The organism is Hyphomicrobium sp., from assembly GCF_009026145.1.
Taxonomy (GTDB): domain Bacteria; phylum Pseudomonadota; class Alphaproteobacteria; order Rhizobiales; family Hyphomicrobiaceae; genus Hyphomicrobium_A.
In genome coordinates this window covers 85633-103750 of record NZ_WBUE01000010.1, presented here as the reverse complement: position 1 = coordinate 103750, position 18118 = coordinate 85633, and the positions used below count along the sequence as shown (strand labels likewise).

Here is an 18118-nt window from a genome sequence, read left to right as displayed (position 1 = left end):
TCCGTAGACTTTCGCGCCAAGATCGCTACTTAAGCTAGCTCGGTGACGAGCCTGCTAATGGGCAACGCTGCTGGTGGTCCAGACCGCCCCCGCGCACTTCGCGCGAGCTGTTTGCTGCTCGTGCGAAGGCACCGATCGCCTGCGCAAAATGACTTGCCATGACTAACAATCGAGGCCAAATAAGTCAACATGACTGACATAACGTCCGACAGCGTTGCGGCTCGCCGCATGTCGCGCCCGACCGCCGCGCAATCCACCGTCAACGGAGCAACGCGCGGCCCCCAGGAGGGAGCCTCGCCGTGCGACCTCGTCGCCTGCGTCGAGCTGTTGTTCTTCGCCTATCGCGACTTCACCGGGGGGCCCGATGCCGTGCTCGAGGAATACGGCTTCGGGCGCGCCCATCACCGCGTGCTGCACTTCGTGCACCGCAATCCCGGCCTGCGCGTCGCCGACCTTCTCGACATCCTCAAAATCACCAAGCAGAGCCTTGCCCGAGTCCTAAAGCAGCTCATCGATAAAGGCTTCATTATGCAGCGCGCCGGCAACGACGACCGGCGCGAGCGGCGCCTGTTCGTGACGGCCAAGGGTGGGCGCCTCGCCGAGAAGCTGTCGGCCCAGCAAATCCAGCACATCGAGGCGGCCCTCGCCAAGGCAGGTCCGGGAGCCGCCGAGTTTGCACGCCGCTTCCTTTTTGCCATGATTACGGAGTCGGATCGCCCGCGCGTGGAGGCGCTGGTAAAGCTTGCATCCGGCACGCGCACCTGAAGGTGCGAGGACTCTCAGACGAGGGGCGAACATGAGATCTGCAAAGGTCGCGAGCGCACCACTGCCCGACAACGCTCCGCACGTGCTCATCGTCGACGACGATCAGAAGATCCGCGACCTGCTCGGCCGCTACCTGTCGGAGCAGGGCTTCCGCGTGACGACGGCGCAGGACGCCGCTAGCGCGCGCGCCGGCATGCGCGGGCTCGAGTTCGACGCCGTGCTGCTCGACGTGATGATGCCCGGCGAGAATGGCCTCGACCTCGCGCGCGAGCTGAAGGCGACGCGCTCAGTCCCCATCTGCATGCTTACCGCCCGCTCCGAGCCCGAGCATCGCATCGAGGGACTCGAGGCCGGCGTCGACGACTATCTGCCCAAACCCTTCGAGCCACGCGAATTGCTCCTGCGCCTGCGCAACATCCTGCGCCGCGCCGCCGGCGGCTCCGGCCCGAGCGAGGAGATCCGCATGGGCAACCACGTGTTCCACGTCTCGCGCGGCGAGCTGAAGCACAACGAGGAGACGATCAAGCTTACCGAGCGCGAGCGCGACCTGCTGCGCATGTTCGCCCAGCGCATCGGGATGCCCATCCCGCGCCACGAACTCGCCCCGGAGGATTCCACCGGCAGCGACCGCGCCATCGACGTGCAAATCAACCGTCTGCGGCGGAAGATCGAGACCGATCCCTCCAATCCCGTGTACCTCCAGACAGTGCGGGGCAAAGGGTATATTCTCTATTCGGACTAGTGTCCCGATTCCGAAGTTCGCCAAACTTCGCTGCTGGGCCGAGAGCGAACTTCGGAATCATTGGGGACACCAGAATCATAGACCCGCTAGTGTGATTCAGATCGTGAAATTCGCTCCATACCTTGCCGCCGATGGCGGTGAATTTCTCGATCATCACACTAGTCCGCCGAGTATCGAGGTCGGTTGATGCTCGCCAGAGGCGACGAGCCGGAGCGCCGTTCGTTTCTGTCATGGCATGGGCTGTGGCAGCCGCTGCGCCGTGTCCGCCTTCCTGACTGGCGTGACTGGCGCCTGCCTCGCCGCAGCGACTTCTACGTCCCGGCCCCGCTGCGCAAGCTGTGGCGGCACCTGCCGCCGGCGCCGCCCTGGCTGCGCGCCTTCGGCGCCTGGTTCGCCAAGACGCACAACCGCAATATGCAAGTCATCGGCAGCTGGCTCTCAGATGTGCTGCCCAAGGGACTTTATGCGCGCGCGCTCATCATCATCATCGCGCCGATCGTGGTGCTCGAGGGCGTCGTCGCCTTCGTGTTCATGGAGCGCCATTGGCAGGCGGTGACGCGGCGCCTGTCGGAGGCTACCGCGCGCGACATCGCCGCCGTCATCGACATCTACGAGGAGTATCCGAAGAAGGACGAGTACAGCCAGCTCATCGAGATGGCGCGCGACCGGCTCAACCTGTCGATGCAGGTGCTGCCTCCCGGCGATCTGCCCGCGCCGCGCCCCAAGCCGTTCTTCGCGCTGCTCGACCGCGCCTTGTCGGTCGAGATCCGCCGCCAGGTGCAGCGGCCGTTTTGGATCGATACGGTCGGCCAGTCACGCCACGTGGAGATCCGCGTCAAGCTCGACAACGCCATCCTGCGCTTCGTCGCCACGCGCTCGCAGACGTACGCCTCGAACTCGCACATCTTCCTGTTGTGGATGATCGGCTCCTCGGTGATCCTGCTCACCGTCGCCATCCTCTTTTTGCGCAACCAGATCCGGCCGATCCTGCGCCTCGCCGAAGCCGCCGACGCCTTCGGCAAAGGCCGCAAGGTGCCGGACGACTTCCGCCCGCGCGGCGCGCGCGAGGTACGCCAGGCCGCCGTCGCCTTCCTGGAGATGCGCGACCGCATCACCACGCACGTCGAACAGCGCACCACCATGCTCGCCGGCGTCAGCCACGACCTGCGCACCATCCTCACGCGCTTCAAGCTGGAGCTGGCGCTGCTCGGCGATACGCCCGAGGCGCAGTCGCTGCAGGCGGACGTGCGCGAGATGCAGGATATGCTCGAAGATTACCTCGCCTTCGCCAAGGGTGACGGCGGCGAAGAATCGGCGCCGACCAACCTGCGCGAGCTGCTGCAGGAGGTGCACGATGAAGCGCAGTATTACGGCACGCCGATCGAGCTGAAGCTGCGCAAGCGGCGTGAGGAGCTGGTGCTGCCCCTGAAGCGGCAGGCGTTCAAGCGCGCCATAACCAATCTCGTCTCCAACGCCGTGCGCTTCGGCGATCAGGTGATCATCCGCGGCGCCGTCGAAGGCCAGTGGGTGCGCATCGAGGTCGACGACAACGGCCCCGGCATCCCCGAAGCGGAACGCGCCAACGTGTTCCGGCCCTTCTACCGCCTCGACCACGCGCGCAATCAGGACGAGGGCAACACTGGTCTCGGCCTTGCCATCGCGCGCGACATCGCCAAGAGCCACGGCGGCGACATCACGCTCGGCGAAAGCTCGATGGGCGGATTGCGCGCCATCATCTCGGTGCCACTATAGGAAATGGTGCTGTGATCACGACGTGGCGCCGGGCGGCGCTGCCGGGGTCGGGCCGGCGGGCGCTTCGGCACCCGGCGGCTGCCGCTGAGCCGGCTTGCGCGCCGTGTCGCAACACGATTTGGCGAAGCCGCACAGCCGCGATACCACGCCATCGATCGACTCCAGCATGCGCTCACCACGCCGAAGCCGCCGATCGAGCGCCGCCATGGTCTTGGCGAGACCCGGGTCGTCGTCGCTCAGCCACGTGCGGTACACCGACGCGTAAACCGTACCGAGACCGACGGTGCGCAACTGCCCCTCGGGTCCTTCGGCGCGAATGCCGGCAGCGCGCAGCATCCAAGCCTGCGATTGACCGACTGCACATACGAGCGAAGGTTCCAGCGGCCAGGCGGCCGCGATCGATTTCAGTGCCGGCTTGTACGCGGCGAGCACATCGAAGCGGCTCATGACGACCTCGAACAGCGCATCACGCGCCGACTGCGTGCCCGACCGCTGCGGCGCGCGCGCCAGCACGGCATCGTCGACCATGCGCACGAACGCAGCCAGCACCTCACCCTTGCTATCGAACTCATTGCGCACGTCGACGAGGCTGATGCCAGCTGCCTCGGCGATGCTCGCCAGCGTCACCTCGCGCCACGGGCGTTCAGCGGCGAGCTTCATGGCGGCTGCAACGAGCCGTCCCCTGATGGTCAACTGATCCAGCATGGCCTGCTCCCGTGTTGCGATATCCAGGACGTAAGCACCGCGCGCGCCGAACTGAAGGTGACCAGCGCGACAAATGTCATCCTCGGGCTTGTCCCGAGGCTCCATCGACCAGACGCACTCCACCCGACCGCCGGTGGGCGATCCCGCGCAGCAATTGCTTCTCACGCCGGGGCAAGCGGACGGCACGCTCCGGTCATAAGGCGTGGGATCAGGCGTAAGTCCCGGCCTGACCAGGGAAAAAATCCTGCACGCACACGTTCTCGTGAGCGCGACATTGTTGCGCTTGCCAGATGTGTAACAGTATATCATAACCGTACCCACGGTGAGACGCGGAAGGCGCCGTACGCGCAATCGGCTCGGGGACCTATCCTCCTTGGTCTCTAGGCCCTTGGTGCCACCGCCCACCAAATTGTCTGGGCCCGCCGGGGCTAACGCCCGCTCAGGCAACGCAAGAGACGCGGCCGCGCATTGGCACCCGAGCTCTCCCGCTCATTTCGCCAAGTCGCGGCCGCGTTTCGTTGCCGCCGCCACGGCCGCCGTCATCAGCTTCTGCAGCCCGTCCTCGCCGCCGAGTACCTCCAGCGCCGCCGCCGTCGTGCCGCCGGGCGAGGTCACGTTGCGGCGCAGCTCCGCGGCGGAGAGGTCCGAGGCTTCGAGCAGCGCTCCCGAGCCGGCGATGGTCGAGCGCGCCAGCCGCTCGGCGAGCTTGGCATCGAGCCCCGCCGCCCGCCCAGCCTCGGCGAGGCATTCGGCGAGCAGGAATACGTAGGCAGGGCCCGAGCCGGATACCGCCGTGACCGGGTCGAGCAGCCTCTCGTCATCGACCCACAGCACCTCGCCCACCGCCGACAAGAGGTCGTTGGCGAGCGCGCGCTGCACCGGTGTCACGTGGGCGTTGGCCACCGCCACCGTGGTGCCGCGCCCAATGGCAGCCGGCGTGTTGGGCATGGCGCGCACTACGGCGGCGCGCGGCAGATATCTTTCGAACGTTGCCAGCCGTCGACCGGCGGCGATCGAAAGGATGAGCGTCTGCGGTCCGGCGAGCTTCGCCAGCCCCGGCAACACGTCCTCCACGATCTGCGGCTTGATGGCGATAAGGATGACGCCCGGCGGCTGCGTCAGCTCGTCGATGAAGGGCAGAACGCCGATGCCGTTGTCGGCCAAGAGATCAGCGACGGCGGGGGCTGGGTCGGGGTCCTGCACGATGACGGAGCGGGCATCGAGACCGCGGGCGAGCAACCCTTTGAGGATCGCTCCACCCATCTTGCCGGCGCCGGCCAGCAGCAGCGGCCCCTGCACAGTCAAACTCATAAGGCGCGCCCCGGTACTGACGGGCGTCTCTTGGCGCCCGCGGATTAGGCCTGGCCCTCGGTCTCGAACATGGTCGAGACGAGCGCCTCGCGGCTCTGCTTACCCGCCCAGACGACGAACTGGAAGGCCTGATAGTAGCGTTCGCAGCCTTCGAGCGCGGCATGCAGCATGGCTTCGCACTGACGCGAGGTCGCCACCGAGCCGTTGAGCAGCAGTGCGTGGCGGAACATCACCAGCCCTTCCTGGGTCCACAGGTCGAAGTGCCCGAGCCACAGCTGCTCATTGATCTGCGCCACGAGCTTGTACATTTCGGCGAGGCGGTTCTCCGGCACACGGAAGTCGAAGGCACAGGCGAGGTGCAGGGCCTCGAGGTCGTCGCGCCAATTGAGCGAGACGTGATAGTCCGTCCACGTGCCGGCGATGACGAGCGTCAGCTCGTCGTCGTTGGTGCGGTCGCATGTCCAGTCATGCGCGGCTGCCAGCCGCTCGATGAGATCTATGGGGTTCGTCACCCGGCCGTAGCCGACGTGTTCAGCCGACATGCTTCGTGGATCCCTCTATGTCTCGCGTTCTTGTTTTTCGTAGTCGATACAAAGCTACGCGACATCACAGAGCGACGCACTCATCCGACCGGGGGCGACGAAAACAGAGGGTGGTGCGAGTCGCAAGTTCGGGCCCGCATTGTCCACGGCCAATGTACCCGTAGACGACCGTATGCGGCTCACTCGGTGCCGCTGCGCGCGAGTTGCTTCTCCAGTGCAGCGATGCGCGCTTCGAGTCGCTCGTTCTCGGCGCGCGCCTTCTCGGCCATCGCCTTCACCGCCTCGAATTCCTCGCGGCGCACCACATCCATATCGCGGAGAAATCGCTCGCCCTGCGATTTGAAGAGCTGCTCGGCCTCCTTCCTGAGGCCATCGGCCGCGCCGGCGGCATCTGTCATCAGCTTGGCAAACTCGTCGAGGAAGCGATTGGTCGTCTGGGTCATGGCCTATCTCCGGGGAGCTGCACGGCATGCAACACGCGCTTCGGCTGCCGACTATGGGCGGGCGCGCGGACCCATTCAAGACACGCGCGGCCCTTGACAGCGCAGCGCGCCTGCCGAAATCGTGCGGCGCCTGTTTGCCCGATCGTAAGTTGAGCCCATAGGAGAGGCCGCAGAGCCGGCCCGAAGCATTCCATGAACCTGCTGACCAGCCTGTGGGCCATTCCGTTTCCCAACATCGACCCGGTCGCCTTGCAGATCGGTCCGGTGGCCATCAAGTGGTACGGCCTCGCTTACCTCGCCGGGCTGCTGCTCGGCTGGCTCTACATCCGCCGGCTGCTCACCGAGCCTTACCTGTGGGCGGGCGACACGCCGCCCTTCGAGCCGGCCAAGGTCGATGACCTTCTGCTGTACATCACCGCCGGCGTCGTGCTCGGCGGCCGCCTCGGCTTCGTCATCTTCTATGAGCCGCGTTACTACCTTGCCAATCCGCAGGACATCATCGCCGTATGGAAAGGCGGCATGGCATTCCACGGCGCGCTCGTCGGCTGCATCATCGCCATCTGGGCCTTCGGGCGACGCAACGGCGTCAATCCGTGGAGCACCGGCGATCTCGTCACCGCCGCGGTGCCGATCGGCCTGTTCTTCGGGCGCCTGGCCAATTTCATCAACGGCGAGCTGTTCGGGCGCCCCACCACGCTGCCCTGGGGCATGGTGTTTCCCGAGGCGGCGCTGCACTATCCCAACGTCGAGCCGGCGCCCCGCCACCCCAGCCAGCTTTACGAGGCGGCGCTCGAGGGTCTGTTGCTGTTCCTCGTATTGCGCTTACTGACGCACTACTTCGAGGCGCTGAAGCGCCCCGGCGTGGTCAGCGGTGTGTTCCTCGCCGGCTATGCGCTGGCGCGCTCGACGTCGGAGCTGTTCCGCGAGCCACACTTCGCGCATGCCTTTAACGTCGGCCCGCTCACCGCCGGCATCGCCTACTCCATTCCCATGCTGCTCGCCGGCCTCGCCATCATCTATCTGGCGCGCACACGCGAACTAAAGTGAGTGGCGGCGGCCAGCGCGTTGCCACGCCGCTGGCGCGGCAGCTCGCCCAGCGCATAGCGCAACAGGGGTCGCTCAGCGTCGCCGACTACATTGAGGCCTGCCTACAAGATCCCGAGCATGGCTACTACCGCCGGCAGATCGCCATCGGCCGCAGCGGCGACTTCATCACCGCGCCGGAGATCAGCCAGGTGTTCGGCGAGCTGATCGGGCTGTGGTCCGCCATCGTATGGCAGAGCATGGGATCGCCGCCTGCTCTGCGGTTCCTCGAGCTCGGCCCGGGTCGCGGCACTCTGATGCGCGATGCGCTGCGCGCGGCGCGCCTCGTGCCGGCCTTCCGCGCCGCCCTCGATGTCGAGCTCATCGAAAGCAACGCGGCGCTCGAACTGATCCAGCGCGCGACGCTTGGCAGCGAGGAGGTCCCAACCCGCTGGTCCGACGAGATCGCAGCGGGAACAGGGCCCGTCATCCTCATCGCCAACGAGTTCCTCGATACGCTGCCGCTGCAGCAGTGGGTCTTTCACGGCGGCGCCTGGCACGAGCGCTGCGTTGGCCTCAACGCTGCCGGGGCTCTTGCTTTCGTGGACGGGAAGGCGGGCGTCGAGCCTCCCCTTCCTGCGGATATCGGGACGCCGCGCGAGGGCGACATCTATGAATCGCGCGCTCTTGCCCTGGCCGACCTCGCCGGCAGACTGGCGAGGCTCGGATCGCCCTGCGCCGCGCTGTTCATCGATTACGGGCACACACGAGCCGGCTACGGCGATACACTCCAGGCGATAGCGGCGCACCGCTACACCGATCCCTTGCAGGCGCCGGGCGAGGCCGACCTCACCGCGCAGGTCGATTTCGCGGCCTTGGTCACCGCCATGCGTGCCGCGGGCTTAGCCTGCGACGGCCCGCTGCCACAGGGCGAGTTCCTGGGCCGGCTCGGCATCGTCGAGCGCGCCTCCCGGTTGATGGCCGCCAATCCGGCCAAGGCGGCGCAGATCGAGGCGTCGGTCGCTCGCCTCATGGCACCGGGGGGCATGGGCACGCGCTTTCAGGCCATCGGGATACGTAGCGTTGACACTCCTGCGCTACCAGCACTGGTGTGATGATCGAGAAATTCGCGATCATCAGACGTGGTGGTATCGAGCGAATTTCTCGATCTGAATCAAACCAGCAAGTCCATGATTCTAAGTGTCCATTATGATTCAGACGTTCGCTCCCGACCCCTACCGAGAGCTCCGGCGAACTTCGGAATCGGGACACTTGCCGCGGTGGACATGAGCGGCCGTGCAACTTAGTCCTCACCCCATGCTGCAACCGATCGAAGCCGCGTCCCTTTCTCGCCTGCCCGGCATTCGCCACGGGTTCTTCACCCGCCTCGGCGGCGTCTCGCAGGGACTGTATGCCAGCCTCAACTGCGGACCCGGCTCCGCCGACGTGCCGGCCAACGTGGCCGAGAACCGCGGCCGCGTTGCCCGCCACCTTGGCGGGCGCCATCCCGACGTCGCCACCATCTATCAGGTGCACAGCGGCGACGCCGTGGCGCTGACCGGCCCGGTTGCCGCCGATGCCCGTCCCAAGGCCGACGGCATCGTCGCCCGTACCCCCGGGCTGGTCATCGGTGTCCTCACCGCCGACTGCGCACCGGTGCTGTTCGCCGACCCCGAGGCGCGCATCGTCGGTGCGGCGCACGCCGGCTGGCGCGGTGCCATCGGCGGCGTTCTCGAGGCGACGGTCGCTGAAATGGAGAATCTCGGCGCCAAGCGAAATCGCATTATTGCGGCGATTGGGCCGGCCATTAACCAAGTCTCATACGAGGTGGGGCCAGACTTCGAAGCAACCTTGCTTGAAAGTTGCGCTGACAACGAAATGTTTCTCGCTCGCAATAATCCCAGCGGACGGGCACATTTCGATCTACCGGGGTTCGTGGCCAGGAGGTTGCAGGACTGCGGTCTCGGCGTGGTTGAGAGGCAGAGCCCGTGCACGTACGCGAACGAATCGCTTTTTTTCAGTTTCCGGCGCTCGCAGCACCGTTCAGAGGGGGATTACGGCCGCCAAATCTCCGCCATTGTCGTGGCCTAATTGCACAATCCACAATGGCGTCCTGCGTTTCTCTCGGGGAATTACCATCCGAGGCGCGGATGCTCGGATTCGATCTGGACGCGGCGAAGATGACTGGTTAGACGATTCTTAGAGAGGTACCGGTCATTAAGGAGAGTAAGGCCGCAAGGTTCGTACGCCGGCCGCCGGAAGAAACAGCGGGTACTCAACGGGGGAGCGTCGCCGTGACGACCTTTGATGCTGCTGCGGCTTGGCAAAAAAAGAAGCCAATAGCATTCGCACTGTTCGCAGGCTTCCTGGCCTTCGGACTGGCTGGATGCGAGACCGCCAATTCGCTCACTTCGCTATTCAGCTCGTCGGGCGGTGATGCGCCGACGGCATCGGTTGCGAGTCCGCCGCCCATGGCCGCGGCGCGCAGCGCACAGTTCGCCATCGCCCCCGTCATCGGTCCGCCCGAGAACGTGTCAGGCGAGCTGCGCAACCAGCTGATCGCCGACCTCGAGCGACAGAACATCCGCGTTGCCAAGGCTCCCGACGAGAAGGCGGAGTACACGCTCCGCGGCTACGTCGTCTCGTCGCTGGAAAAGAAGGGCAACAAGTCGAAGGTGTCCTACATCTGGGACGTCACTGACGCGAGTGGCAAGGGTGTCCACCGCGTCAGCGGCGAGGAGACGGCACCGGCGGGCAAGAGCAAGGATCCATGGACGGCCGTCACGCCGACGGTCGTGCAGTCCATCGCAGCCAAGACAGTCACCTCGGTCACCGGCTGGATGCCGGGCGCCGCGGTTGCCAGCAGCGGCACCGCTGGCGGCCTCGTGCAGACGGCCGCCACCACGCCGGGCGCCTACACTTCGCCCACGCCGGCGAAATCGACGGTTACCGGCAGCATCGGCAAGACCGGTGCGGTCAAGGCCCTGGTGCCGACGGTCACTGGCGCACCTGGCGATGGCAGCACGACCTTGCGCGCAGCGCTGCAGCGCGAGCTTAGCCGCAGCGGCGTGCCGCTCACCGAGTCGCAATCCCCCGACACCTACGTCGTCGAAGGCAAGGTGGCGATGGGCCCCGGCAAGGACGGCAAGCAGTCGATCACCATCGACTGGAGCGTAACCGATCCGACTGGCAAGAAACTCGGCACCGTTTCGCAGAAGAACGAGGTTCCGCAAGGCTCGCTCGACGGCTCGTGGGGGAAGACGGCGGACGCGGCGGCAGCCGCGGCGGCACAGGGAATTGTTAAGCTCCTGCCGCAGCCGACGCAGACAACCAGCTCGAATTGACCGGCGAACACTAAGGCACGCCGCGTCAACTTAGCGATCTCAATATGAGGGCCCCGCCGTTTACAGGTGCGGGCCCTCTTGCTAGAAGCGCCCGGCGAACGGCTGTGGAGGCGTACATGCCCTTCGATCCCCGTCCCGAGGGCCGCGGCCTACCGCCGATGAAGCTCGTCGCCGGCAATTCCAACCGGCCGCTTGCCGAGGCGATCTGTGCTCACCTGAAGGTCCCTGCCACCAAGGGCCAGGTGAAGCGCTTTGCCGACATGGAGATCTTCGTCGAGATCCAGGAGAACGTCCGCGGCCAGGACGTCTTCGTGATCCAGTCCATCTCGTTCCCGGCGAACGACAACTTGATGGAGCTGTTGATCCTCATCGACGCGCTGAAGCGTGCCTCGGCCGCCCGCATCACAGCCGTTATCCCCTACTACGGCTACGCCCGCCAGGATCGAAAGCCGGGCCCGCGCACGCCGATCACCGCCAAGCTGGTCGCCAATCTCATCGAGCGTGCCGGCGCCGACCGCGTGATGACGCTCGATCTGCACGCCGGACAAATCCAGGGCTTCTTCGACATCCCGACCGACAACCTGTTCGCCGCACCGGTCATGGTGCGCGACATCCAGGAGCACTACAAGGGCAACAACCTGATGGTCGTCTCGCCCGACGTCGGCGGCGTGGTGCGTGCCCGCGCGCTCGCCAAGCGCATCGAGGCACCGATCGCCATCTGCGACAAGCGTCGCGACCGCCCGGGCGAATCCGAGGTCATGCACGTCATCGGCGACGTAAAGGGCATGCGCTGCATCCTCATCGACGACATCGTCGATTCCGGCGGTACGCTTGTGAACGCCGCCGAGGCACTGTTGAAGCACGGCGCCGTCGAGGTCATGGCTTACATCACGCACGGCGTGTTGTCGGGCGGCGCGGTGAGCCGCATCCAGGCCTCCAAGCTCAAGTCGCTGGTGATCACCGACAGCATCCAGCCGACCGCCGCCGTGCTCGCCGCCAAGAACATTCGCGTGCTGTCGATCGCCCCCCTCATCGGCGAGGCGATCATTCGCACGGCGCGCGAGGAGAGCGTCTCCAGCCTATTCTACTGACGCCTCCAACATCTGTCATCCCGGCGAAGGGAGCGCAGCGACCGCACAGCCGGGATCCAGCGTAAGACTCGTCGGAGTCTCAGGAGCTACGCACTTCTCTCCTGGATCCCGGGTCAGCGCTCGCTACGCTCGCTTGCTCGGGATGACAGTGATCGTCGCGAAGTCACGTCTTCTCGAGTGGCCGTGATCTTCGCAGCGATCACTGTGCGGATGATGCAGATGGGCGCCGTGCGCCGATCGGCCAAGACTTACTCGTCGTCAATTCAGCTCCACCGAGCCGAAGGCACGCACGGATGCGCCCGGCTGCAGCACCTCCTCGCGCCGCTTGAACGAGGTGTGGTCGAGCACCTCCTCGTCGGCTAGGTTCTCGCCCTTGATGCCGACGGTAACCAGCGAAGCCGTGCCGTCGGGCGCGCGCACTTCAGTCGTATAGCTCAGCTCGGCATTGACCAGCGTGTAACCGGGCGTAGGGATCTCGTTGATGCCGATCTCGTCCTGCTCGAAGGCGTGCAACAGCCCGACGCGCGCCAGCCAGCTTGCATCGTGATAGTAGATGCCGCCGCCGAGCCTGTGGGGCGGAATGCGCGGTACGTTCTCGCCGTCCGCGAAGCGGGCGCGCACGAAGTCGTACTGCGCGTCTAGCCCCCATACTCCGTCCCAGATGCGGCCCGCGTCGTACTGAGCGGCAAGCTCGGCACCATAGAAGGTCGCGTCGCGCTGCTGGAACAAGACCTGGTCGAACTCCTCACCCCCGGCGACCGGCGGCGGGCACTCGGCGAGGGTCGTGCCGCAGGTGACGCCGGTAAGCTGGCGATAGATGAAGCCGCGATAGCGCGAGTAGTAGGCGGCCGCGTCGAAGCGGAACGATCCCGTCGCTTTCTTCAGGCCGGCTTCGATCGTCGATGCCTTTTCCTCGTTGAGGAAAGGATTGCCGATCTCGAACGTCCCCGTCGCCTCGTGCATGCCCTTGGAGAACAGCTCGGCTGCATCCGGGGCGCGTTCCACGTACTGCCCGTTGAGCCGCGCCTCCACGTCGAAGGGCAGAGCATAAAGAAGGCCTAAACCGCCGCTGACGGGCAAGAACGAGCGCTCTCCCGCAAACGCCACCGGCGCCAAAGGATTGGACACATCCGACCAGCCGGTACCGTCGACGGTGGTCTGCTCGACGCGCGTCGCCACCTGGACCCGCAGCTGCGAGCTCAGCGCCAGCTCTTCGAACCAGAAGGCGGCGATGCTTTGCGTGTGCGCCGGCTCAAGGAGCGAGTCCCCCTCGAAGCTCTGGCCGCGCGTCTTGCGGTTATCGAGGTGAATGCCGGCGGCGCCCGAGAGCTCGCCGAGACCGGTCAGCAGCGGTGCATGCTGCACCTCGACGCGCGCTTCCTGCTCGCGATTGGTGAAGTGCGAGCCAACCTCGAACTCCGTGTCGACCAGCGGATCGTGGATGGCGAGTTCGTCGTGTGCGTAATCCGAGGCGCCGAACCAGAAACGAATGGCGTCGATGCCATTGTCGCGTACGCGCCATTCGCCCTTCGCCTGCACCTTGTCCTGCTCCAAGTCGATACGCGGAATGACACCTTCCTCCGCTTCCTCGCCGGGGATGCCGTAAAGGCTGGCAAAGCGCGTGTAGGAGACGCCGAGGAATCCATCAGTGCCGATCAGCGAGGCGCCGATAGAGGCGCCCTCGCTTTCGACGAAGGTGTTGAGAACGGTTCCGCGCGGCGATTGATAATCGTGGGCGTCGCGCTTGAACCCGTCGGCGTGGATGGCAAATCCGCCGGAGCCGGCCGTCGCGCTCATGGCTCCGTCGGCACCATCATCGACCGACGAGTAGCCGCCAACGATGCGGCCGGAGAACCCACCGCGTGGAATGAACGTCGGAATGCGCTCGTTCTCGACCGAGACGACGCCCCCGATGGCCTGGCTGCCGTAGCGCAGCGTCGCGGGCCCGCGCACGACCTCGACGCGCTCCGCCGCCAGGGGATCGATGGGGATGGCGTGGTCCTCGGAGATCGCGGCCACGTCGTGCGTACCGATTCCATTCTCCTGTGTGCGGATGCGGTAGCTGTCGAGCCCGCGGATGATCGGTCGATTGGCGCCGGGCGCGAAATTGGTGCCCGAGATGCCGGGCTTGTATTCCAGCGTATCGGTGATCGTGGCGCCGCCGTTGGCCTCGATCTCGCGCGCCGTGGCGACCGTCACCGGCACGAACGCCTGATCGGCAACGATGGTGCCGGGCAGCGGCTGCAGCTCTGGCATCGGAGCCGGCGCGGCCGCCGCCTCGCCGGCGGCGGGCGGGGACGCCGGCGGCGCCTTGCGCTTGGCTTTCTTCGGCTTGGCGACGGGGCTCGCCGTGGTGACCACCACCGCCGGAAGCTCGACCGTTTCGCTTGCGGTGTTGGCCGATTGTGCTTCGGACGGCCCGGCATGCACCACCAGCGCCGCCGCGGCGACGCCAAACGCTACGCATACTTTCACTGTTACGCCCCCTGTACGCTTTACGGATGTTATAATATCCGTTTATTAACCCTGGTCAAGCCAGATATGCGTCATAGGTCGCGCGGGGGCCGCGCGAGTGAGACCGGGACCTCCACTGTCATCCTCGGGCTTGTCCCGAGGATCCAGTGCACAGCAATCTCAAGCGTCGATGTCGAAGAAGCGAGCGTCGGAGCAAATGGAGGGGTGGGTCCTCGGCATAAAACCGAGGATGACACCCGTGGCAAGCGCCGGTGCCCACTTCTCGCGTCTTCGACGAGATAGCGGCTTGCGCCGCTTCGGGGGTGAGAAGAGTGAAAAGCCTCTCTCAGCGCGCCTCGCGCGCCATGCAGGCGCGGCAACGGCCGCGCAGCTCCAGCGTCATCTGCGTGACGGCAAACTTCGCCTTGCGCGCCCAGGCGGCAAGACGCTCGATGGCAGCCGGCTCGTCGAACTCGGTCACCGTTCCGCAGTCGTTGCAGATGGCGAACACCGCCGTGCCCTCGTGGCTCGGATGCCGGCAGGCGACGAAGGCGTTGAGCGATTCCAGCCGATGCGCCTGGCCTTCGGCGATGAGGCGATCGAGCGAGCGGTAGACGGTCTGTGGCGCCAGGCTCGCCTTGTCGCGCAACTCCTCGATCAGCTCATAGGCGCTTACCGGGCGCCCGACGCCGCGCAGGGCCTCGACGATCATCTTGTCCTGCTCGGGGGCAGGCCGGCGTTTGGTGCTCTTGCGAACCATCAGTCGATCCCGGCTCAGCGCCCCTCTCGGGTCCTCAATTCGGATATTATAACATCACCACCAAATCAGGAGCAAAAACATGCAGCTCAGCAAGCGACTCCCCGTGACAGTACTGTCCGGTTTTCTCGGCGCAGGCAAGACAACGCTGCTCAATCACGTGCTCAATAACCGTGAGGGGCGGCGGGTGGCGGTCATCGTCAACGACATGAGCGAGGTAAACATCGACGCCGATCTCATTCGCGACGGCGGCGCCAACCTGTCGCGCACCGATGAAGCCTTGGTGGAAATGTCCAACGGATGCATCTGCTGCACGCTGCGCGATGACCTCCTAACCGAGGTGCGAGCACTGGCCGAGGCCGACCGCTTCGACTACCTCTTGATCGAATCGACCGGCATCGCCGAGCCGCTCCCTGTGGCTGCGACCTTTGAGTTTCGCGACGATGACGGGCGCAGCCTGGCGGACGTTGCGCGCCTCGACACCATGGTGACAGTGGTCGACGCGGCGAATCTGCTGAAGGACTACCACTCGCATGACTTCCTCTCCGCCCGCGGTCAATCGCTGGGCGAGGATGATGAGCGCTCGCTTGTCGGTCTGCTCACCGAGCAGATCGAGTTCGCCGACGTCATCGTGCTCAACAAGATCGACATTGCCAAGCCGCACGAGATCGAGCTGGCCAAGTCGATCATTCGCGCCCTCAATGTCGACGCGCGCATCATCGAGGCCGTGCGCGGACGCGTGCCGATAGAGGCGATCCTCGACGCGAAGCTGTTCTCGTTCGAGACGGCGCACCGTCATCCGCTGTGGTTCCGCGAGCTCGCCGGCTTCAAGGATCATGTGCCGGAGACAGAGGAATACGGCATCTCGAGCTTCGTCTATCGCGCCCGGCGCCCGTTCGCGCCCGCCAAGCTGCACGCGTTCTTCAACAGGCCGTGGCCGGGCGTCGTGCGCGCCAAGGGCTTCTTCTGGCTGGCGACGCGCCCCGCTTGGGTCGGGGAGCTGAGCCAGGCGGGAGCCTTAGTCCGCCATGAGGCGGCCGGGTATTGGTGGGCGGCGGTGCCGAAGGCCAGGTGGCCGCAGGACGAAGAGCTGCGCGCGCGCATCGACAAGGCCTGGCACGCCCGCTGGGGCGACCGGAGGCAGGAATTGGTATTCATCGGCGTCCGCGAGATGGATAAGCGCACCATCGTCGATGAGCTCGACGCCTGCCTCCTGGAGGTGCCGGATGCCGGCATGATCGACGCCAAGGCCTGGACATCGCTCGACGATCCGTTCCCCGCCTGGCGCCGCGATTAGGCCATCCTCTACCCGCGCCGGTAGCAGCCGAGGGCCTGCTCCCCAGGCAATTGCCAAGCCCCTGATCCGCCGCTATAACCCGCGCCATCTCAAGCAACCAGCATGAGACGGCGCCCGGCACCCTTGGAGGCCGCGTCGATCAACGGGCCGCAAGGCCCTGATTTTTTGGAGAGAATGCCATGGCTCAGCACTCGATCGAGCTGAAAGCCACGGCGCGCCCACGTGCCGGCAAGGGGGCCGCACGCCAAGCTCGTCGTGAAGGAAAAGTCCCGGCTGTCATCTACGGCGACGGCCAGTCCCCCGAGACCATCGCTCTCGACTACAACGAGCTATGGAAGCAGGTCCTCAAGGGCCACTTCACCTCCACCGTGTTCGAGCTCGACGTCGAGGGCAAGAAGAGCCGCGTCATTCCGCGCGACCTGCAGGTCGATCCCGTCAAAGATCAGCCGGTCCACGTCGACTTCATGCGCATCGGCAAGGACGGCCGCATCCGCGTCGAGGTGCCGGTCCGCTTCATCAACGACCAGCTCTCACCCGGTCTGAAGCGCGGCGGCGTCTTGAACATCGTGCGCCATGACATCGAGGTCATCTGCCCGTACGATCATATCCCGGCGTTCTTCGAGATCGATCTCACGGGACTCGAGATCGGCCGCTCGATCCACATTTCGGCGGTGAAGCTGCCCAAGGATGCCGAGCTAACCATCAAGGATCGCGACTTCACGATTGCCACCATCGCCGGCGCCGTGAAGCAGGAAGAGGAAGCTCCGGTTGCGGCAGCTGCGGCTCCCGCAGAAGGCGCGGCACCGGCTGCCGGTGCCGAGGCCGCCAAGGCTGGCGCTGCTCCCGCTGCGGCCAAGGGGGGCGCTGCCGCCCCTGCCGCCAAGGCTGCGGCTGCTCCCGCCGCCAAGAAGAAGTAATGCTAGTGTCCTGATCGCGAAATTCGTCTCACTTGCCGCACGGTTGGAACGAATTCGCGATCTGAGGACACCAGCCAGCTTAATGCTTCTAGAGTCCGCTGCACCACCCAGCCGCGCGTGACGTAGCGGACTTCTCGATCATCACATTAGCGGGCGGGCGCGCTCATCAGGGTGCGCCCGCCTTTTCCCTCCTCGCTGGGGCGTGCCCATGAAGCTGTTCGTCGGACTGGGAAACCCAGGCGCGCAGTACGCCCGCCACCGCCACAACGTCGGCTATGTGGCGCTCGACAAGATCGCCGCCGCGCATAGCTTCGGCGCCTGGCGCAAGCGCTTTCAGAGCGAGACGGCGGAAGGCACCCTCGGCGGGACGCGCGTCGTGCTCTTGAAGCCGACGACGTACATGAACGACAGCGGCCGTGCCGTCGGCGAGGCGGCGCGCTTCCTTAAGATCCCCCTCGAAGACATCTACGTTTTCCACGACGAGATCGACCTGGCGCCCGCCAAGCTGAAGGTCAAGGTGGGCGGCGGCAACGCCGGCCACAACGGCCTGCGCTCGCTCACCGCGCACATGGGCAACGACTACAATCGCGTGCGCATCGGCGTCGGCCATCCCGGCGTCAAGGATGCGGTGGCGCACTACGTGCTGCACGACTTCGCCAAGGCCGAGTACGCCTGGCTCGACCCGCTGCTCGACGCCATGGCAGAGGCGGCACCGTATCTCGCCAAGGGCGATGCCGCGCGCTTCCTGTCGCAGGTGGCCTTGAAGACGCGCGCGGACGATGCGCTCGAGGAGCGCGAGCCACCGCCCGAAAAGAAACTGGAACGCAAGCCCGCAAGTGCGCATCCGGCCGGCGAGCGTGCAGCAAAGCGCGCCGGCGCTTTGGCCGAGAATCTGAAAAAGTGGCTCGCCGGCCGCAGCGACAAGGAGTGATGCGAGAGCTGCCTTGAAGACGAGACAGCGACCGCCCAACTGCC

At 65.7% G+C, this 18118-nt stretch carries 17 protein-coding genes; 11 read left to right on the top strand and 6 right to left on the bottom strand.

Annotated features, from left to right (window positions below; all coding sequences use genetic code 11):
* Positions 1-189 precede the first annotated feature (189 nt).
* The 3 genes from F9K20_RS10250 to F9K20_RS10240 all read left to right on the top strand — a co-directional run bounded on the left by F9K20_RS10250 (position 190) and on the right by F9K20_RS10240 (position 3259).
* Entirely contained in the window at positions 190-765 is a 576-nt protein-coding gene (locus F9K20_RS10250; protein WP_291000857.1) for a MarR family winged helix-turn-helix transcriptional regulator, read from the top strand.
* Between the two features lie 31 nt (positions 766-796).
* Positions 797-1507, top strand: coding sequence for a response regulator transcription factor (locus F9K20_RS10245; RefSeq protein ID WP_291000854.1), 711 nt, complete (start codon positions 797-799; stop codon positions 1505-1507).
* A 414-nt stretch (positions 1508-1921) separates the two neighbouring features.
* A complete protein-coding gene (locus F9K20_RS10240; protein WP_291000905.1) occupies positions 1922-3259 on the top strand; it encodes an ATP-binding protein in 1338 nt (445 codons plus the stop codon).
* A gap of 15 nt (positions 3260-3274) precedes the next feature.
* Here the strand turns inward: F9K20_RS10240 and F9K20_RS10235 are convergent, their stop codons facing one another.
* The 4 genes from F9K20_RS10235 to F9K20_RS10220 all read right to left on the bottom strand — a co-directional run bounded on the left by F9K20_RS10235 (position 3275) and on the right by F9K20_RS10220 (position 6260).
* Positions 3275-3964, bottom strand: coding sequence for a TetR/AcrR family transcriptional regulator (locus F9K20_RS10235; RefSeq protein ID WP_291000851.1), 690 nt, complete (start codon positions 3962-3964; stop codon positions 3275-3277).
* 489 nt (positions 3965-4453) lie between these two features.
* Positions 4454-5275, bottom strand: a complete 822-nt coding sequence (gene proC, locus F9K20_RS10230) for a pyrroline-5-carboxylate reductase (protein WP_291000848.1) — start codon at positions 5273-5275, stop codon at positions 4454-4456.
* 44 nt (positions 5276-5319) lie between these two features.
* Complete coding sequence (locus tag F9K20_RS10225; protein WP_291000846.1) at positions 5320-5817, bottom strand: YbjN domain-containing protein; 498 nt, start codon at positions 5815-5817, stop codon at positions 5320-5322.
* 179 nt (positions 5818-5996) lie between these two features.
* Positions 5997-6260, bottom strand: a complete 264-nt coding sequence (locus tag F9K20_RS10220; protein ID WP_291000844.1) for an accessory factor UbiK family protein — start codon at positions 6258-6260, stop codon at positions 5997-5999.
* 192 nt (positions 6261-6452) lie between these two features.
* Here F9K20_RS10220 and lgt point away from each other — a divergent pair, with 192 nt between their 5' ends.
* The 5 genes from lgt to F9K20_RS10195 all read left to right on the top strand — a co-directional run bounded on the left by lgt (position 6453) and on the right by F9K20_RS10195 (position 11718).
* Entirely contained in the window at positions 6453-7307 is an 855-nt protein-coding gene (lgt, locus tag F9K20_RS10215) for a prolipoprotein diacylglyceryl transferase (protein ID WP_291000842.1), read from the top strand.
* Positions 7304-8398: an SAM-dependent methyltransferase gene (locus tag F9K20_RS10210; protein WP_291000840.1), complete on the top strand. Its 1095-nt coding sequence runs from the start codon at positions 7304-7306 to the stop codon at positions 8396-8398. Before lgt ends, F9K20_RS10210 begins: the two co-directional genes overlap by 4 nt.
* Before the next feature lie 202 nt (positions 8399-8600).
* Complete coding sequence (gene pgeF, locus F9K20_RS10205) at positions 8601-9374, top strand: peptidoglycan editing factor PgeF (RefSeq protein ID WP_291000837.1); 774 nt, start codon at positions 8601-8603, stop codon at positions 9372-9374.
* A gap of 203 nt (positions 9375-9577) precedes the next feature.
* Positions 9578-10627 carry a hypothetical protein gene (locus F9K20_RS10200; protein ID WP_291000835.1) on the top strand — a complete coding sequence of 350 codons (1050 nt, stop codon included), beginning with the start codon at positions 9578-9580 and terminating at the stop codon, positions 10625-10627.
* Positions 10628-10785: 158 nt separating this feature from the next.
* Positions 10786-11718 carry a ribose-phosphate pyrophosphokinase gene (locus F9K20_RS10195; RefSeq protein ID WP_291000902.1) on the top strand — a complete coding sequence of 311 codons (933 nt, stop codon included), beginning with the start codon at positions 10786-10788 and terminating at the stop codon, positions 11716-11718.
* Positions 11719-11976: 258 nt separating this feature from the next.
* Here the strand turns inward: F9K20_RS10195 and F9K20_RS10190 are convergent, their stop codons facing one another.
* On the bottom strand, positions 11977-14193 hold the full coding sequence (locus F9K20_RS10190) for a TonB-dependent receptor (RefSeq protein WP_291000833.1): 2217 nt from the start codon (positions 14191-14193) through the stop codon (positions 11977-11979).
* A 325-nt stretch (positions 14194-14518) separates the two neighbouring features.
* A complete protein-coding gene (locus F9K20_RS10185; protein ID WP_291000831.1) occupies positions 14519-14932 on the bottom strand; it encodes a Fur family transcriptional regulator in 414 nt (137 codons plus the stop codon).
* A gap of 79 nt (positions 14933-15011) precedes the next feature.
* On the opposite strand from F9K20_RS10185, the gene zigA reads away from it, so the two are divergent.
* The 3 genes from zigA (at position 15012) to pth (ending at position 18074) form a co-directional block, all read left to right on the top strand.
* On the top strand, positions 15012-16226 hold the full coding sequence (gene zigA / locus F9K20_RS10180; RefSeq protein ID WP_291000828.1) for a zinc metallochaperone GTPase ZigA: 1215 nt from the start codon (positions 15012-15014) through the stop codon (positions 16224-16226).
* 179 nt (positions 16227-16405) lie between these two features.
* Entirely contained in the window at positions 16406-17143 is a 738-nt protein-coding gene (locus tag F9K20_RS10175; protein WP_291000824.1) for a 50S ribosomal protein L25/general stress protein Ctc, read from the top strand.
* A gap of 208 nt (positions 17144-17351) precedes the next feature.
* Positions 17352-18074 (top strand): aminoacyl-tRNA hydrolase, encoded by a 723-nt coding sequence (pth, locus tag F9K20_RS10170; RefSeq protein ID WP_291000822.1) that lies wholly within the window; start codon positions 17352-17354, stop codon positions 18072-18074.
* Positions 18075-18118 lie beyond the last annotated feature (44 nt).

Excerpts from the sequence above, each read along its gene's own strand:
- F9K20_RS10250 (WP_291000857.1), top strand. The coding sequence starts at position 190 with ATGACTGACATAACGTCCGACAGCGTTGCGGCTCGCCGCATGTCGCGC.
- F9K20_RS10235 (WP_291000851.1), bottom strand. The coding sequence starts at position 3,964 with ATGCTGGATCAGTTGACCATCAGGGGACGGCTCGTTGCAGCCGCCATG.
- pth (WP_291000822.1), top strand. The coding sequence starts at position 17,352 with ATGAAGCTGTTCGTCGGACTGGGAAACCCAGGCGCGCAGTACGCCCGC.
- F9K20_RS10195 (WP_291000902.1), top strand. The coding sequence starts at position 10,786 with ATGAAGCTCGTCGCCGGCAATTCCAACCGGCCGCTTGCCGAGGCGATC.
- F9K20_RS10185 (WP_291000831.1), bottom strand. The coding sequence starts at position 14,932 with ATGGTTCGCAAGAGCACCAAACGCCGGCCTGCCCCCGAGCAGGACAAG.
- F9K20_RS10175 (WP_291000824.1), top strand. The coding sequence starts at position 16,406 with ATGGCTCAGCACTCGATCGAGCTGAAAGCCACGGCGCGCCCACGTGCC.
- F9K20_RS10220 (WP_291000844.1), bottom strand. The coding sequence starts at position 6,260 with ATGACCCAGACGACCAATCGCTTCCTCGACGAGTTTGCCAAGCTGATG.
- pgeF (WP_291000837.1), top strand. The coding sequence starts at position 8,601 with ATGCTGCAACCGATCGAAGCCGCGTCCCTTTCTCGCCTGCCCGGCATT.
- F9K20_RS10240 (WP_291000905.1), top strand. The coding sequence starts at position 1,922 with ATGCAAGTCATCGGCAGCTGGCTCTCAGATGTGCTGCCCAAGGGACTT.
- proC (WP_291000848.1), bottom strand. The coding sequence starts at position 5,275 with ATGAGTTTGACTGTGCAGGGGCCGCTGCTGCTGGCCGGCGCCGGCAAG.
- zigA (WP_291000828.1), top strand. The coding sequence starts at position 15,012 with ATGCAGCTCAGCAAGCGACTCCCCGTGACAGTACTGTCCGGTTTTCTC.
- F9K20_RS10245 (WP_291000854.1), top strand. The coding sequence starts at position 797 with ATGAGATCTGCAAAGGTCGCGAGCGCACCACTGCCCGACAACGCTCCG.
- F9K20_RS10225 (WP_291000846.1), bottom strand. The coding sequence starts at position 5,817 with ATGTCGGCTGAACACGTCGGCTACGGCCGGGTGACGAACCCCATAGAT.
- lgt (WP_291000842.1), top strand. The coding sequence starts at position 6,453 with ATGAACCTGCTGACCAGCCTGTGGGCCATTCCGTTTCCCAACATCGAC.